The 14,517-nt window shown below is 67.8% G+C and carries 16 protein-coding genes and 1 tRNA gene; 13 read left to right on the top strand and 4 right to left on the bottom strand.

Annotated elements, in window-relative coordinates; translation table 11 throughout:
* Positions 1–271 precede the first annotated feature (271 nt).
* Together J4G12_09210 and deoC are read right to left on the bottom strand one after the other, a co-directional pair.
* A complete protein-coding gene (locus J4G12_09210; protein MCE2455970.1) occupies positions 272–2,659 on the bottom strand; it encodes an aldehyde dehydrogenase family protein in 2,388 nt (795 codons plus the stop codon).
* Positions 2,660–2,663: 4 nt separating this feature from the next.
* Positions 2,664–3,632, bottom strand: coding sequence for a deoxyribose-phosphate aldolase (gene deoC, locus J4G12_09205; protein MCE2455969.1), 969 nt, complete (start codon positions 3,630–3,632; stop codon positions 2,664–2,666).
* A 17-nt stretch (positions 3,633–3,649) separates the two neighbouring features.
* Between deoC and J4G12_09200 the strand changes: the two genes are divergently transcribed.
* A tRNA-Sec gene (locus tag J4G12_09200) sits at positions 3,650–3,743 on the top strand.
* 49 nt (positions 3,744–3,792) lie between these two features.
* Here the strand turns inward: J4G12_09200 and J4G12_09195 are convergent.
* Complete coding sequence (locus tag J4G12_09195; protein ID MCE2455968.1) at positions 3,793–4,515, bottom strand: hypothetical protein; 723 nt, start codon at positions 4,513–4,515, stop codon at positions 3,793–3,795.
* Positions 4,512–5,267 carry a UDP-2,3-diacylglucosamine diphosphatase gene (locus tag J4G12_09190; GenBank protein ID MCE2455967.1) on the bottom strand — a complete coding sequence of 252 codons (756 nt, stop codon included), beginning with the start codon at positions 5,265–5,267 and terminating at the stop codon, positions 4,512–4,514. The genes J4G12_09195 and J4G12_09190 overlap by 4 nt, the downstream gene beginning before the upstream one ends.
* 49 nt (positions 5,268–5,316) lie before the next feature.
* Between J4G12_09190 and J4G12_09185 the strand changes: the two genes are divergently transcribed.
* From J4G12_09185 to J4G12_09130, 12 genes are all read left to right on the top strand, one after another.
* The gene (locus J4G12_09185; GenBank protein ID MCE2455966.1) at positions 5,317–6,027 is read left to right on the top strand and encodes a hypothetical protein; all 711 of its coding nucleotides are present in this window, start codon (positions 5,317–5,319) and stop codon (positions 6,025–6,027) included.
* On the top strand, positions 6,024–6,644 hold the full coding sequence (locus tag J4G12_09180) for a hypothetical protein (protein ID MCE2455965.1): 621 nt from the start codon (positions 6,024–6,026) through the stop codon (positions 6,642–6,644). The genes J4G12_09185 and J4G12_09180 overlap by 4 nt, the downstream gene beginning before the upstream one ends.
* A 51-nt stretch (positions 6,645–6,695) precedes the next feature.
* Positions 6,696–7,193 (top strand): Na+/H+ antiporter subunit E, encoded by a 498-nt coding sequence (locus tag J4G12_09175; protein ID MCE2455964.1) that lies wholly within the window; start codon positions 6,696–6,698, stop codon positions 7,191–7,193.
* Positions 7,193–7,510 (top strand): pH regulation protein F, encoded by a 318-nt coding sequence (locus tag J4G12_09170; protein MCE2455963.1) that lies wholly within the window; start codon positions 7,193–7,195, stop codon positions 7,508–7,510. The genes J4G12_09175 and J4G12_09170 overlap by 1 nt, the downstream gene beginning before the upstream one ends.
* Positions 7,507–7,920 (top strand): monovalent cation/H(+) antiporter subunit G, encoded by a 414-nt coding sequence (gene mnhG / locus J4G12_09165; GenBank protein ID MCE2455962.1) that lies wholly within the window; start codon positions 7,507–7,509, stop codon positions 7,918–7,920. The genes J4G12_09170 and mnhG overlap by 4 nt, the downstream gene beginning before the upstream one ends.
* Positions 7,917–8,519: a DUF4040 domain-containing protein gene (locus tag J4G12_09160; GenBank protein ID MCE2455961.1), complete on the top strand. Its 603-nt coding sequence runs from the start codon at positions 7,917–7,919 to the stop codon at positions 8,517–8,519. Before mnhG ends, J4G12_09160 begins: the two co-directional genes overlap by 4 nt.
* Before the next feature lie 80 nt (positions 8,520–8,599).
* Positions 8,600–9,073 carry a Na(+)/H(+) antiporter subunit B gene (locus J4G12_09155; protein MCE2455960.1) on the top strand — a complete coding sequence of 158 codons (474 nt, stop codon included), beginning with the start codon at positions 8,600–8,602 and terminating at the stop codon, positions 9,071–9,073.
* Positions 9,070–9,417 carry a cation:proton antiporter subunit C gene (locus J4G12_09150; GenBank protein ID MCE2455959.1) on the top strand — a complete coding sequence of 116 codons (348 nt, stop codon included), beginning with the start codon at positions 9,070–9,072 and terminating at the stop codon, positions 9,415–9,417. The genes J4G12_09155 and J4G12_09150 overlap by 4 nt, the downstream gene beginning before the upstream one ends.
* Positions 9,414–10,892 carry a monovalent cation/H+ antiporter subunit D family protein gene (locus J4G12_09145; protein MCE2455958.1) on the top strand — a complete coding sequence of 493 codons (1,479 nt, stop codon included), beginning with the start codon at positions 9,414–9,416 and terminating at the stop codon, positions 10,890–10,892. Before J4G12_09150 ends, J4G12_09145 begins: the two co-directional genes overlap by 4 nt.
* Positions 10,893–10,906: 14 nt before the next feature.
* A complete protein-coding gene (locus J4G12_09140) occupies positions 10,907–12,385 on the top strand; it encodes a monovalent cation/H+ antiporter subunit D family protein (GenBank protein MCE2455957.1) in 1,479 nt (492 codons plus the stop codon).
* A 6-nt stretch (positions 12,386–12,391) separates the two neighbouring features.
* Positions 12,392–12,694 (top strand): hypothetical protein, encoded by a 303-nt coding sequence (locus J4G12_09135; GenBank protein MCE2455956.1) that lies wholly within the window; start codon positions 12,392–12,394, stop codon positions 12,692–12,694.
* Entirely contained in the window at positions 12,687–14,456 is a 1,770-nt protein-coding gene (locus J4G12_09130; GenBank protein ID MCE2455955.1) for a Na(+)/H(+) antiporter subunit D, read from the top strand. Before J4G12_09135 ends, J4G12_09130 begins: the two co-directional genes overlap by 8 nt.
* Positions 14,457–14,517 lie beyond the last annotated feature (61 nt).

The following is a 14,517-nucleotide window of genomic DNA, read 5'->3' as shown; positions in this document are numbered from 1 at the left end:
ATCGAGGGCGTCCGCAACGAATCCCCCACCGCTCCCGCTCGCCAAGGCCTCAGACTCAGGCTCGACTTCGTCTTCTGAGCCGCAGCCGACGACGCGAGCGCCACCCGTCATGCGTTCCGGACCACCCAGGCTTCCGGCGACCTCCGCTTCAGCCTCCGTCGTCGCCGGTCCGCCACCCGGATCCGGCGGCTTCCGCAATCCGCGCTAGCGGAACGGTCCTACTCGCGCGGCCTGTTCCACCACTCCAGGGTGTCGCCGATCGTCTCGTCGATCAAGCCCCGTACGGAACCCAGATGTTCTTGACCTGAGTGGCCTGATGCAGGAACTCCGGTCCGCCACCCTGATCGGGGTCCAGCCAGTCGCGGGCCGGACCGATCCAGGTCCGCTTGAGATTGCCGACCGACGCTTCTTCGACCATCCGGGCCGCCCCGGCGTCCCCGAAATGCCAGAGCGCCTCGACGCCGTCGTGTTCGGCCAGGGTCGGGAGAGTCTCCGCATGGTGACCGGTCACGATGTTCACCGTGCCGGCGGGCACGTCCGAGGTGTCGAGCACCTGGTACAGGTCGGTCGTCACCAGCGGTGCGTCCTCGGAGGGCAGCGCGACGACGGTGTTGCCGACCGCCAGCGGATGCGCGACCAGGGAGATCAGCGCGAGCAGCGGCCGCTCCCGCGGGCACGACACCCCGACCGTTCCCATGGGTTCGCGCATGGCGAGGGTGACGTTGCGGTAAGGCGTGTGATGAACCCGTCCCTCCCACTTGTCGGCCCAGGCCGCGCACGAGAAGAGACGGCGCACCGACTCCGCGAACTCCCTGTTGGCGTCGTCGCGTCTCCCCGAGATCACGGCCAGCCGCTCCACGAACTCCTCGCGGCGGGCGTCCAGGTTTTCGGCGACGAAGTAAAGGATCTGAGCTCGATTGTAGCCCGTCGCGTCCGCCCAGCCGGGCTGTGCGCGCCGAGCCGCTTCCACGGCGTTGCGAACGTCCTTTCGGTTGCCGCGACCCACTTGGCCGAGCGGCGTCCCGTTCCCGCCGGGCACAGTCAGGCTGTAACCGGAGTCGGGGCGAACCTGTCTGCCGCCCACGTAGAGCTTGGCCGTGCGATCGATCCGGCCGTGATCGAAGGCGGGATCTGGGGTGACCGGGTCTCGGGGCAACCGCTTTCTCTGACCCGACGACCCACGCCCATCCCACTCCGGTCGCAGATACTCCTCCAGCCCTTCGCGTCCGCCTTCCCGACCGAAGCCGCTCTCCCGGTAGCCCCCGAACCCGGCCGCCGCGTCGAAGACGTTCGTGCAATTCACCCAGACGGTGCCCGCCTTGATCTTCGGCGCGACGTCGAGGGCGAGATTCACGTTCTCAGTCCAGACGGAGGCCGCCAGACCGTAGCGGGTGTCGTTCGCGAGCGCCACGGCCTCCCTGTGAGAACGGAAGGTCATCAGCACGACCACCGGTCCGAATATCTCCACCTGCGCGAGCGTATCGGCGCTCGCGACCCGCGTGCAGAGCGTGGGCGGGTAGAACCAGCCGTCTTCGGGTGCGCTCCACGAGGGCTGCCAAACCTCGGCGCCTTCGGACCTGCCTCGCGCGACCAGCCGCTCGATCCGTTCCAGCTGCACCGGCGCGACGATGGCCCCCATGTCGATCGCCTTGTCGAGCGGGTCCCCCATGCGCAGCTTCTCCATGCGGACACGCAACTTCGCCTCCAGCTTGGCCGCTACGCCCTCGTGGACGAGGATCCGAGATCCGGCGCAGCAGACCTGGCCCTGGTTGAACCAGATGGCGTCGACCACGCCCTCGACCACCGAGTCGAGATCGGCGTCGTCGAAGACCAGGAAGGGCGACTTGCCGCCCAGCTCGAGCGTAAGCCGCTTTTTGGTGCCTGCGGTCCGCCGCCTGATCTCGCGACCCACCGAGGTCGAGCCCGTGAAGGCGATCTTGTCCACGTCGGCGTGTCCGACGATCTCGGCGCCTGTGCCGCCGTCGCCGGTGACGATGTTCACCACCCCAGGCGGGAGCCCGGCTTCGGCGCAGGTCTCGGCGAAGAGCAGGGCCGTCATCGGAGTGTGTTCGGCGGGCTTCAGCACCACGGTGTTCCCGGTCGCGATGGCCGGCGCCACCTTCCAGGCCAGCATCAGGAGCGGGAAGTTCCAAGGGATGATCTGTCCGCAGACTCCGACCGGCGTCCGGCCTGCGAACTCGCTCTCCGTCAGCGCCGCCCAACCGGCGTGATGCGAGAAATGGCGGATGGCGAGGGGGATGTCGATGTCGCGCGACTCCCGCACGGGCTTGCCGTTGTCGATGCTCTCCAGAACGGCGAAGAGGCGCGAGTTCCGCTGCATGTGGCGGGTGATGGCGTAGAGATGGCGAGCGCGGGCGTGTCCTCCGATCTTCCACCAGCTTGGCTGGGCCTCCCGCGCCGCCCGCACGGCCCGATCGACGTCCGCCGCCGTTCCGAGGCTCGCCTGTGCGTAAGGCTTCCCGGTGGCCGGGTTCAGTACGGAAAATGTCTGCTCGCCTTCGACGGGCGGTTCCGATTCGCCGCCGATGAAGTGGCCGAACCGTCCGTCGCGCTTCGCGATCCACGCGAGCGCCCGCTCCGCGGATTCGGGAGCCGGTCCGTAGGTCAAGGTGTCCGGGGTGAGGTCGGAGCGGTTCATGGCGTCATCCGAGCGGGTGGCGGTGGAAGGCCGAGTAGCGACCGGTGACGAAGTGCTCCAACTGGCGCTCGATGTCCGCGAGCAGGGAAGAGGCGCCGAAGCGGAAGCGGGCGGGAACCAGCCAGTCGTCGCCCAGCTCGTCCTTCATCAGCACGAGCCAGGCGAGAGCGTCCTTCGCGGTCGAGATGCCGCCTGCCGGTTTGAAGCCGACCCGGATGCCGGTCCTTTCCGCGAACTCGCGGATCTGACGCGCCATGACGAGTCCGACCGGCAGGGTCGCGTTCCTGCTCTCCTTGCCGGTGGAGGTCTTGACGAAGTCGGCTCCGGCCATCATGGCGACGAGGCTGGCACGCGCCACCTGGGTGAGGGTCGCCAGATCGCCCGTCCCCAGAATGACCTTGAGGTGCGCCCACCCGGCGGCCTCCCGAAACGCGAGTATCTCCCGGTGGAGGGCCTCCCAGTCTCCCCTGAGGGCGAGCCCCCGGGTGATCACGACATCGATCTCGTCCGCTCCCGCCTCCGCCGAAGCTCTCACCTCGGCCGTCCGCTGCTCGAGGGGCGAGAGGCCGTGCGGAAAGCCGGCGGCCACGGCCGCGACCGGCATGGAGCTCCCGTCGAGCGCCCGCTTCGCCGCGCCCACGAGCCTGTGGTGGACGCAGACCGCCGCCACCCGGAGCTCGGCGTGCGCGACGTCCAGGTCGGAAGCGAGGTCGGCCCTGAGCGGCCGCCGGGCCTTGGCGCAGAGCCGGGTCACGCGTCCGGGGGTGTCGTCGCCGGCGAGGGTCGTGAGGTCGATGAGCGAGAGCGCCCGCAGGAGCCAGGCCGCCTGCCACTCCCGCTTCACGCTGCGCCGGGGGGTCAAGGTGGCCGCCCTGCGTTCGACGGCGCTCCGGTTGACGCGCGTGCCGAGAACCCAGTCGAGGTCGAGATTCCGCCGGGAGGGGGTTTCGTCCGCCGCGTCGAGTCCGGACATTATAGATTGAGTGCCAAGGGGGCGGAGGGGGACTGGTGTCTCCGGCGGTCTTCAAAACCGTGCAGCCCGGCTAAAACCCGGGCCGGTGGGTTCGATTCCCACACGCTCCCGTGACTCCGGCCCGCAGGGTCGGGCGGGCGATCAGCATGGGTCTTCGCCGTCACCTTCCGATCGGGACCCGGAGACCTAGCTCGAGACGCCCATCTTCGTTCGTACCCACCTCGAGCTCGATGAAGTCGGGAACGTCCTGGAGGTGGGTGCTCACGTAGGCGTCGACGGCGCCGACCAGGAACATGAAGCCCCCGAAGGCGATCCAGTCCTCCACCTGCTGCTCGCGTTCCCCCTTCAGCTCTTCGAGCTCCTCCAGCGCGGAATCCTGAGCGAGAACGGAGTTCACGTACTCGCTGTGGGTGATCCCGTAGGACGCCAGCTCGTCCCGGATCGCACCCTCCCGCACGGCGATGCGGCGATCGACCTCGTTCAGTCGGGTGCGGGTTCGGATGATGGCGTAGGCGGAGCCGACCTCGAACGCGAGATATACGCCGGCTCGCGTCCGCGCTCCCGCGTAGGCGTGTCCCCACCCCGGAATGGCCATCGAGCGGAAGAGGGCGCCGAGAGGACTGGGCGTCTCGGAGGCGGTCAGGGAGTCCGGGGAGAGCTCCGACTCCTCTACGGCGATCTCGGGACCTGCCGTCGCGGCCGGGATCGGCGGTTCCTGGGCTCCCGCGTCGCAGGCGAACGCCGCGCACGCCAACAGCGCCGGCGCACCTGAGATTCTTCGCGCCCAAGGCGACCCGAAGGCCGACCTCACCCGGAAGGCCGCCGGCATCGAGCTCCGGATCGGCTCGATCCTCACGCTTCCCAACGTCGTCAGACTCCTCAAACGTTTTCTCCGTCCCAGTGGCGCAACTCGGGCTTTCCCTCGCCCAAAACTACATAGGTCCGATGGTACACCCAATCGCCGCAGTTGATGTAGCGTCGCCCCGTCCCCAAGGACACCGACTCCGGCACGTGCGCGTGGCCGAGAACGACGAGGTCGAGCTCCGTTCTCCGGGCGAGCTCTTCGAGCGCCCATTCCCGCAGAGCGGCGCTCCTGGCCAGTTCGCCCTTCCCGGGGCCGGACCGTCGCCGGCTCCCCGAGACCAGTCCGGCCAGTCGGTCGCCGATCCCCGGCGGCAGCGCTCGGAAGGCCCGGGGCACCGGCCCCGAGCGGAGCAGAGGAGCGAGCAGCCTGTAGGTGAGGTCGCCCCTGCCGCAGCGGTCGCCGTGCGCCACCAGAACGGTCCTGCCGCCGACCGTGAACTCGAGCGGTTCCTTCAGATATTCGAGCCCGACCTCTTCCTCCAGGTGCCTGCCCCCCCACCAGTCGTGATTGCCGGCGATCAAGGTGACCGGAACTCCGCCGGTCACGGTCCGCGAGAGCTCGCGGAGAAGCTCCTCGTGGCCCTTGCTGTGCCCGCGCCGGTACTCGCACCAGAAGTCGAAGAGATCGCCGTTCAGTATGATGCGGTCGGCGTTCTCCCGGGCCCGGCGGAGCCACGCCGTGAAGGCTTCCGACTGCGCCGCCGGCGTCGCGCCCGCATGGAGGTCCGACGCTATGAAGATCGGTGAGCGAGCTCCGCTGAAATTATCCATGCGACCAAGATCGTCGAACCGCGACGGACGGGAAGGGGTAGGAACCCCCATGACCCCGACCCCACGTTCGATGTTCGCTGCGGCGCTCGTCCTGGCCGCTCCGCTCTCGAGCTGCGCAAGCGGCCCGCCGCCGGAGCCGGAGCCCGCCCCGAGTCTCGATCCGGCCAGGGAGGCCCTCCTTCTCGAGGCCCGCACTCGGCTCGATTTTCCTGTTCGGGTCGTCTTCGACTGGTACTCCAACGAGGCGGGAACGCGCGCGAGCGGGCGAGGCGTCGCGCGGATCGCTCCGCCTGATCGGGTCCGCCTGGATCTCTTTCTGGAGAACGGCGAGATCGCGGCGAAGGCGGCCATGATCGGAAGGGAGCTGCGGCTGCCCGACGGCGCGCCGGAGGAGATTCTGCCGCCGCCCGACTTCATGTGGGGCGCCCTAGGATTCTTCCGCCCCATCCTCGGTTCCACGCTCATCGAGGTCGAGAGCTTCGCGGACGGCTCCCTGCGCTTCCGTTACCGACTCGACGATCGCCGGGAGCTCAGATACCGCGCGGCCGGATCTGACCTCGTCGAGGTGGAGATGACCGAGAGCGGCCATGTGGTCCAGCGAATCCGTACCGAGCACGACGACGAGGATTTCCCGAAGAGCGCCCGCTACCGCAACATGGCGGAGTTCCGCGAGCTCCGGATCGAACGGGCCGCGGTCGAACGGATCGAGTCCTTCCCGATGGACATCTGGGATCCGCGAGTGGCGCCGAGAGGAAGATGACGACCGAAATCGCGGCCAAGCGAAAGATCGCGGGCACAACTTCGTTCACCTCCGCACGGAATCACGTCGCCGCTCGCGACCGCGTCGCTGGCCTTTCCCGAGTCGTCGCCTGCGCCGTCCTCGCTCTCTCGATCGCGGGCTGCTCGTATTCCTTCCGGGCCGGTTCGTTTCCGCCGCCGCACGTGGAGACGATAGCCGTCCTTCCGTTCGACAACGAGACCACCTACTTCGAGCTCACGGGCGAGCTCCACGAACTCCTGGTGCGCAGCCTGCCGGCGTCGCTCGGCATCCGGCCCGCAGGCGAAGACATCGCCGACGCCGTGGTCAGGGGGACGATCTCGGGCTACAACGTGGCCGCCGGCAGCTATTCCGCCGTGGGCGGCGCGGGTGCCGGTGGTGCGCGCACAGGCGGAGCCCAGGTCAATCAGCGCACGGTGTCGATATCCGTCTCGGTCGAGATCGTGGACCTGGTGGAGAATGTCGTCCTCTGGGAGTCGCGCAGCGTGAGAAGCGACGGCTACTTCCTGGAGGCTTCCGAGAACGAGGCGATCGGACGAGCCGAGGCCATGGATCTGCTGGTTCAGAAGATAGTGGACGGAGCGCAGTCCAACTGGTAGATTGCGGTCCGAAATCCTCCCATCCGCCCACCACCACCCCCGACCCGAACCTTGCCGAGAGCGATCGTCCTGGGTGCAATCCTCATGGGGTTCTGGCTCGTTCTTTCGGGCCACTACACCGCGCTCCTGATCTCGCTGGGCGCGGTCTCATGCGCGGTCGTGGTGTGGCGCAACCGGCACATGGATTCACTCGACGGCGACCGGATCCCGCTCGGAACGCAGTTCAGGGTCGCGCTCTACCTCCCCTGGCTGCTCAAGGAGATCTTCCTCTCCAACATCCGGGTGGCTAGGCTGATACTGGCTCCCGGGTTGCGCATCGACCCGGTCGTGGTGCGGGTGCGGGCCTCGCAGAAGACTGATTTCGGTCGCTTCGTACACGCCAATTCCATCACGCTCACGCCGGGCACGGTCACCGTGGCCACCGACGGGGAGCGCTTCGACGTGCACGTGCTCTCGGCCCCGGACGCGCCACCTGCGGAGGGCGGGGCGATGGACGACAGGGTACGGGAGCTGGAGGGAGCCCGCGTCTCAGCCGGAGGATCGGGCTAATGTTCGCAGCGGCGGCGGCAGGTGTGATCGTGAGCATGGCGCTCGCGCTCATCCGCGCTCTCGCGGGTCCGACCCTCTGGGATCGGGTTCTCGCGGTCAACACCTTCGGCACCAAGACCGTGCTGCTCATCGCCGTCCTCGGGTTCCTAGCCGGCAGGCCCGAGTTTCTCGATCTGGCCCTGGTGTACGCGCTCATAAACTTCGTCGCCACGATCGGCGTGCTGCGTTTCTTCGAAGCCGAGGCCGTGCGCGTCCGGTCGGGCGCGAGCGCCGGGGACGCCGCGACGCGGGAAGCGGGTGCGGGAGGCGACGCATGATCGCTCTCGACGCGCTCGCCTGGATCCTGACTCTCGGAGGGCTCGCCTTCGTCATCACCGGCTCCTCTGGCCTTCTGCGGCTGCCGGACCTATTCACCAGGCTCCACGCCGCCGGCATGACCGACACGATGGGGGCGGGCTTACTGCTCGCCGGCATGGCGGCTCACGTCGTTCGCGGGATATTCGACGGCGACACCGAACTCTGGATGGTGCTCGTCCGTCTCGTCCTCGTCTATCTCTTCCTCTTCTTCACCAGCCCCATCGCTTCGCACGCCCTCGCCCGAGCGGCTCTCGACGCCGGCGTCAGACCTTGGCGGAGCGGCGACGACGGCATGACCTCCGCAGGCGCAGCCGAGAGCGACGAGCCTTCCCAAGGCGGGGACGATGCCGACCAGGGGGAGGCGCGATGACGATCGAAGTCGTCAACGTGATCATCCTCGTCCTGCTCGCGGTCACCGCCGCCGCCATCATCCGGATGAGGAGCCTCTACGCCGCGGTCATGCTCGCGGGCATATACTCGCTCCTCTCCGCCGGGCTCTTCGTCGCGCTCGACGCGGTCGACGTCGCCTTCACCGAGGCGGCGGTCGGAGCCGGCATCTCGACGGTGCTCATGCTCGCCACCCTCTCAATCGTGGGCGGCAGGAGCAAACGTCCGGAAAACCGTCCCTGGATTCCACTCCTGGTGGTGCTGGCGATAGGGGCGACGCTCATCTACGGAACCATCGACATCCCGCCGTTCGGGGACCCGGACAACCCCGTCCATCACCACGTCGCCGACCGCTATCTCGAGGAGTCGTACGAGGAGATACACATCCCCAACGTGGTCACCTCGGTGCTGGCTTCCTACCGCGGGTACGACACCATGGGCGAGGTCACCGTGATCTTCGCGGCGACGGTAGGGGTGCTCCTGATACTGGGGCGGGGGAGGAGACGCCCGCAGGTCGGACCGGACGAGGACGGTTTCGCCCCCGGATCCGGACGGGGCGAGAGCGGGGAGGGCTCGACGTGAGCGGCGAGGCGCGGAACCCGACCGAACGACCTGGCACGGGCCCTTCCGACGGACTCGTTCTCCGTCTCGGCGCCAAGGCGATGATCCCCTTCGTCGGACTCTTCGCCCTCTACGTGCAGTTCCACGGGGACTACGGTCCGGGCGGCGGCTTCCAGGCGGGAGTCGTCTTCGCCTCCATCTTCGTGCTCTACTCCCTGGTCTACGGCAGCGCCGCGGCCAAGCGCGTCCTGCCGCCGAAGGTGGCCGGAGCCTGCGCCGCCCTCGGGGTCGTGATCTATCTGGGCGTCGGCTACGCCACGATGGCGCTGGGTGCCGAGTTCCTCGACTACGACGTGCTCGCTCACGACCCGACCGACGGTCAGCACTACGGGATCCTGCTGGTGGAGCTGGGCGTGCTGGTCACCGTCTTCGGCGCGATGGCCTCGATCTTCTACGCCGTGGTCTCGTGGAGGACGGAACGCGCCGGTCACGCGGAAGGCGAACTTCTGGCGGCCGCGGCGCCCGGCGCGAACACCGGGACCCGGGCCTCGACCGGCGGGGAGGAGCCGGCATGAGCGCGCTCGGCCTCTTCAACTACTGGGCGGTCATAGTTCTCATGATGATCGGCTGCTACACGCTCATCGCTCGCTCCAACCTGTTCAAGAAGCTGATCGGGCTGAGCATCTTCCAGACGGCGGTCTTCATCCTCTACATCTCGATCGGCAAGGTTTCGGGCGGCACCGCTCCCATACTCACCGACGGCGACCCGCTCTACTCCAATCCGATCCCGCACGTCCTCATCCTGACCGCCATCGTGGTGGGCGTGGCGACCACGGCGGTGGGGCTCGCGCTCGTCATCCGCATCAAGGAGGCGTTCGGAACCATCGACGAAGACGAGATCGAGGACGCGAGCCTGTGACGGAACACCTGCCTGTCCTGATCGCGGTCGTGCCCTTGCTGGCGGCACCGCTCGCGGCGCTCGTCTCCAACCGGCGCATCGCATGGGCTCTGGCGCTCCTCTCCGCGTTCTGGTGCGGTTACGCCGCGCTTCGCCTGCTGGCGGCCACAGCAGGCGGCGAGGTCATCACCTACGAGCTCGGCGGCTGGGCCAGGCCCTATGGAATCGAGTACGTGATCGACGGCGCGAACGCCTGGGTGCTGACTATCGTCTCGCTCGTCGCCCCGGTCGTGGTCGTCTTCTCGCGCAGGAGCCTGGAGCGGGAGATCGACGCCGGTAAGCTCCATCTCTTCTACGCCGCCTTCCTGCTCTGCCTCGCCGGGCTGCTCGGGATCGCCGCCACCGGCGACGTCTTCAACGTTTTCGTCTTCCTGGAGATCTCGTCGCTCTCGGCCTACGCCCTCATCGCCATGGGTCGGGACCGCAGGGCGCTGACCGCCTCTTACCAGTACCTGATCATGGGGAGCCTGGGGGCGACCTTTATCGTGATCGGCATCGGTCTCCTCTACGTCATGACGGGGACGCTCAACATGGCCGATCTGGCGGAGCGGCTGCCCGAGCTGGGGCCGAACCGGACCATCCCGGCGGCCTTCACCTTCCTGACCGTCGGCATCACCCTCAAGCTGGCGCTCTTCCCGCTCCACCTCTGGCTCCCGAACGCGTACACCTACGCCCCCTCCGCCGTCAGCGCCTTCCTCGCCGCCACGGCCACCAAGGTGGCGGTCTACCTCCTGCTCCGCTTCGTCTTCACCGTCTTCGGCGCGGAGTTCGCATTCGGCGCCATGAACGCCGACGCGCTCCTGATTCCGCTCGCCATGGTCGCCGTGATCGCAATGTCGCTGGTGGCCGTGGGCCAGGAGAACGTAAAGCGGCTTCTCGCCTACTCCAGCGTCGCGCAGATCGGCTACATCGTGCTGGGCATCGGCTTCGCCTCGACCTTGGGCGTGACCGCCGGCGTTCTGCACGTGCTCAACCACGCCCTCATGAAGGGAGCGCTCTTCCTGGCGGTCGGCTGTCTGGCCTACCGCCTGGGCGCGGTCGAGGTCTCGGGCCTGGCCGGGATCGGCCGGCGGATGCCGTGGACGGTCGCGGCCTTCGTGGCCGGCGGACTCAGCATCGTCGGCGTTCCGCTCACGGTCGGTTTCGTCAGCAAGTGGTATCTGGTGCAGGCCGCCATCGCGGCGGGGAACTGGCTCGCCGTCGCCGTAGTGCTCGTCGGTTCGCTGCTGGCGGTGATGTACGTCTGGAAGGTGGTCGAGGTCGCCTATCTGCGTAAGCGCGCCGAAGATGCTCCACCGGTATCCGAGGCCCCCCTCTCGCTCCTCGTGCCCGCCTGGGCGATGGTGGCGGCCAACTTCTATTTCGGCGTGGACGCGACCCGCACGACCCGGATCGCGGAAGGCGTCGCCGAAATGCTCGTGGGAGGCGCCAGGTGAACGCCGAGCTGCAAATGGGCCTGGCCGCCGTCCTGCCGCTCCTGGCCTCCGGCCTGGTCGCGCTCCTGGGAAGTCGACCGAACCTCCGGGAGACGGCCACGCTCGTCGTCGGAGCCGCCACCTTCCTGATGGTCTGGGGCCTCGTGGACGAGGTGCGCGCAGGCGAGAGACCTCGGCTCAGCCTGATCGAGGTGGTGCCGGGCGTGGAGCTGGCCTTCGAGGTCGAACCGCTCGGCCTGCTCTTCGCGCTCGTCGCCTCCTTCCTCTGGGTGGTGACCACGATCTACGCGATCGGCTACATGCGCGGCCATCGCGAAAAGAACCAGACCCGGTTCTTCCTCTTCTTCGCCGTGGCGATCGCGGGTGCGCTCGGGGTCGCGTTCTCGGCCAACCTCTTCACCCTCTTCGCCTTCTACGAGGCGCTGACCCTCTGCACCTTCCCGCTCGTCACCCACCATCAGAGCGACGCGGCCCGCCGCGCGGGTCGCATCTACCTGGGCATCCTGCTCTCCACCTCGGTCGGTCTCCAGCTTCTCGCCATCATCTGGACCTGGCAGCTCGCGGGCACGGTCGACTTCGTTCCGGGAGGCGTTCTCGCCGGTACGGCGACTGCGGGCGTGCTGGGAACCATACTGACGCTCTTCGTTTTCGGGGTGGGGAAGGCGGCGGTCATGCCCTTCCACCGCTGGTTGCCCGCAGCGATGGTCGCGCCGACTCCGGTCTCCGCCCTCCTGCACGCGGTCGCGGTGGTGAAGGCGGGCGTATTTACGGTACTCAAGGTCTCGGTCTACATTTTCGGGATCGACCTTCTCTCCGAACTGGCGGCCGCCGACTGGCTCGCCTGGGTGGCTGCGGCGACCATCATACTCGGCTCGCTCGTCGCTTTCACCAAGGACAACCTCAAGGCGCGCCTCGCCTACTCGACGATCAGCCAGCTCTCCTACATCGTGCTCGCGGCTCTGCTCGCCAACCGTTGGGGAGTGATCGGAGGAGGGATGCACATCGCGATGCACGCCTTCGGCAAGATCACCCTCTTCTTCGCCGCCGGAGCCGTCATGGTCGCGGCCCACAGGAAGTCGGTCAGCGAAATGCACGGACTCGGACGGCGCATGCCGGTCACCTTCGGCGCCTTCCTGATCGGCTCGCTGGCCATAATCGGGCTTCCGCCGGCGGGCGGCTCGTGGAGCAAGTGGTTCCTGGGGATGGGAACCCTGGAAGCGGACCAGATCGGGCTGCTCGCGGTGCTCATGCTATCGTCGCTGCTCTCGCTCTATTACCTGCTCGAAGTGCCGGTGAAGGCCTTCCTGGGGGGTGGGACCGAGCGCGGCGGGATCGAGGACGCCGGCGAAGAGGGCTTCGGTCGGTTCGGGATCCGGGAGGCTCCCGCTCCCGCGCTCGTGGCCATGATAGCGACCGCAGCTTGCACCGTCGCACTCTTTTTCTGGCCGGGCCTGGTCTTCGAACTGGCCTCGCTGATCGCGGACGGAGGGTAGGCCGGCATGAGCGACGGCGGACACCGCATCATCGACCCGGCGGGCTGGACGGACCGGCCTAAGAGCGTGCGCCTCTTCTTCCGCATCTTCTACGTGATCTGCCTGGCGCTTCTCGTGACCGAGTTCGTCATCGCCCGGCACAGCGAACACCCGCACCCGTGGGAGGACACGCTCCTCTTCTATCCGATCGCCGGGTTCGTTTCGTTCTGGGGACTCGTGATCGTGGCGAAGGGGATGCGCAAGCTGCTGATCCGTCCCGAGGACTACTACGAGCCCGAGGACGACGAGGAGGACGGCGACGATGGCTGATCTGCCTCCCTTCCTCCTGTTCTTCGCGGGTGCGCTGGCGGTCGCCTTCACCCGGGGCCGGGTGCGCAAGCTGCTGGTGCTTGCGGTACCGATCGTCGGCGGTCTCAACATGTGGTTCGGAGCCCAGAGCGGAACCGTCATCGAGATGGAGCTGCTGGGCTACCAGCTCACGCCCTACCGGGTGGACAAGCTCTCGCTCCTCTTCGGCTACCTCTTCCACCTGGCCGCCTTCATAGGATTCCTGTACGCGCTCCACCTCGGCGACGGCACGCCGCAGGGCTCGGTCGCCGCCGACGCGGGCGAGGAGGACGTGACCGGAGGACGCCGCGTCGGGCTCCAGCACGTGTGCTCGATGCTCTACGCGGGGAGCGCCCTGGGAGCCGTCTTCGCCGGCGACCTCATCACCCTTTTCGTCTTCTGGGAGCTGCTCGCGCTGACCTCGGCCTTCCTGGTATGGGCGCGCGGGACGAAGAGCTCGTACCGGACCGGCTTCCGCTATCTGGTGATCCACGTGGTCTCCGGGGTGCTCCTCCTTTCGGGAGCCCTGATGCTGGCCCGCGACACCGGCTCGCTCGGCTTCGACCACATCGGGCTGGACGGCGGAGGTTCGCCGGGGGCGTGGCTCCTGCTGATCGCGTTCGGCATCAAGGCGGGCTTCCCGCTCGTCCACAACTGGATCACGGAGGCGTATCCCGAAAGCACGCCCACCGGCACGGTCTTCCTTTCGGCCTTCACCACCAAAGTGGCGGTCTACGCGCTGGCGCGGGGGTTCGAAGGGGCCGACGTTCTTATCTGGGTGGGGACGGTGATGACCTTCTTCCCCATCTTCTACGCGGTTCTGGAGAACGATCTGCGGCGCGTGCTCGGCTACTCCATGATCAACCAGATAGGGTTCATGGTGGTGGGCATCGGGATAGGAGGAGCGCTCGCGGTGAACGGTGCGGTGGCGCACGCCTTCGCGGACGTGATCTTCAAGGGGCTGCTCTTCATGTCGATGGGAGCGGTCATGACGATGACCGGACGAACGAAGGGAACCGACCTGGGCGGGCTCTACAAGACCATGCCCATGACTGCGGCGTTCTGCATGACCGGGGCGGCGGCGATCTCCGCCTTCCCGCTCTTCAGCGCGTTCGTCACCAAGTCGATGATCATGGTGGCGGCGATCGAGCACCACCACTACGTGGTCTGGCTCTTCCTGCTCTTCGCGTCGGCGGGCGTTCTGGAGCACGCGGGCATCAAGATCCCATACTTCTCGTTCTTCGCGCACGATTCGGGAATCAGAACCAGGGAGCCGCCCCGGAACATGCTGGCGGCGATGGCGATCGGGGCCGCGCTCTGCGTGCTGATCGGAGTCTTCCCCGGGGCCCTCTACGCGCTCCTTCCCTACGAGATGGACTACCGGCCCTACGATCTGACGCATATCGTCACCCAGGTCCAGCTCCTGCTCTTCGGCGCGCTCGGGTTCGTGACCTTGGTGAAGTGGGGCGTCTATCCCGACGAGAAGCGGGCGGTACACATCGACGCCGAGGTCGTTTACCGCAAGCTGGGTCCGTGGCTGGTCGCCACGACGGGACGAATCGTGGGAGGCGCGGACCGCTACCTGCGCCGCTCCCTGACGGATCTCTTCGGCTCCGTCGTCGACCTGACCGTCGCTGCCACCGGCAGGGGCGGCCCGCTGGCGCGCAACTGGCCTACCGGGAGCATGGTGCTCTGGGTTGCGGTCCTGCTGGCGGTGTCGCTGCTCTTCTACCTGCTGGGCTGACGGGACGATACCCGGGGTGTCGCCCGACCGGTCCTTCAGGGCGCTGCTGGCGACCCGGAGC

The organism is Gemmatimonadota bacterium (assembly GCA_021295815.1).
In the GTDB taxonomy this organism is placed as follows: Bacteria; Gemmatimonadota; Gemmatimonadetes; order Longimicrobiales; family Gaopeijiaceae; genus JAGWBQ01.
This window is presented reverse-complemented; position numbering and strand designations above follow the sequence as displayed.

Excerpts from the sequence above, each read along its gene's own strand:
- J4G12_09210 (MCE2455970.1), bottom strand. The coding sequence starts at position 2,659 with ATGAACCGCTCCGACCTCACCCCGGACACCTTGACCTACGGACCGGCT.
- deoC (MCE2455969.1), bottom strand. The coding sequence starts at position 3,632 with ATGTCCGGACTCGACGCGGCGGACGAAACCCCCTCCCGGCGGAATCTC.
- J4G12_09190 (MCE2455967.1), bottom strand. The coding sequence starts at position 5,267 with ATGGATAATTTCAGCGGAGCTCGCTCACCGATCTTCATAGCGTCGGAC.
- J4G12_09185 (MCE2455966.1), top strand. The coding sequence starts at position 5,317 with ATGACCCCGACCCCACGTTCGATGTTCGCTGCGGCGCTCGTCCTGGCC.
- J4G12_09180 (MCE2455965.1), top strand. The coding sequence starts at position 6,024 with ATGACGACCGAAATCGCGGCCAAGCGAAAGATCGCGGGCACAACTTCG.
- J4G12_09170 (MCE2455963.1), top strand. The coding sequence starts at position 7,193 with ATGTTCGCAGCGGCGGCGGCAGGTGTGATCGTGAGCATGGCGCTCGCG.
- mnhG (MCE2455962.1), top strand. The coding sequence starts at position 7,507 with ATGATCGCTCTCGACGCGCTCGCCTGGATCCTGACTCTCGGAGGGCTC.
- J4G12_09160 (MCE2455961.1), top strand. The coding sequence starts at position 7,917 with ATGACGATCGAAGTCGTCAACGTGATCATCCTCGTCCTGCTCGCGGTC.
- J4G12_09155 (MCE2455960.1), top strand. The coding sequence starts at position 8,600 with ATGATCCCCTTCGTCGGACTCTTCGCCCTCTACGTGCAGTTCCACGGG.
- J4G12_09150 (MCE2455959.1), top strand. The coding sequence starts at position 9,070 with ATGAGCGCGCTCGGCCTCTTCAACTACTGGGCGGTCATAGTTCTCATG.
- J4G12_09140 (MCE2455957.1), top strand. The coding sequence starts at position 10,907 with ATGGGCCTGGCCGCCGTCCTGCCGCTCCTGGCCTCCGGCCTGGTCGCG.
- J4G12_09135 (MCE2455956.1), top strand. The coding sequence starts at position 12,392 with ATGAGCGACGGCGGACACCGCATCATCGACCCGGCGGGCTGGACGGAC.
- J4G12_09130 (MCE2455955.1), top strand. The coding sequence starts at position 12,687 with ATGGCTGATCTGCCTCCCTTCCTCCTGTTCTTCGCGGGTGCGCTGGCG.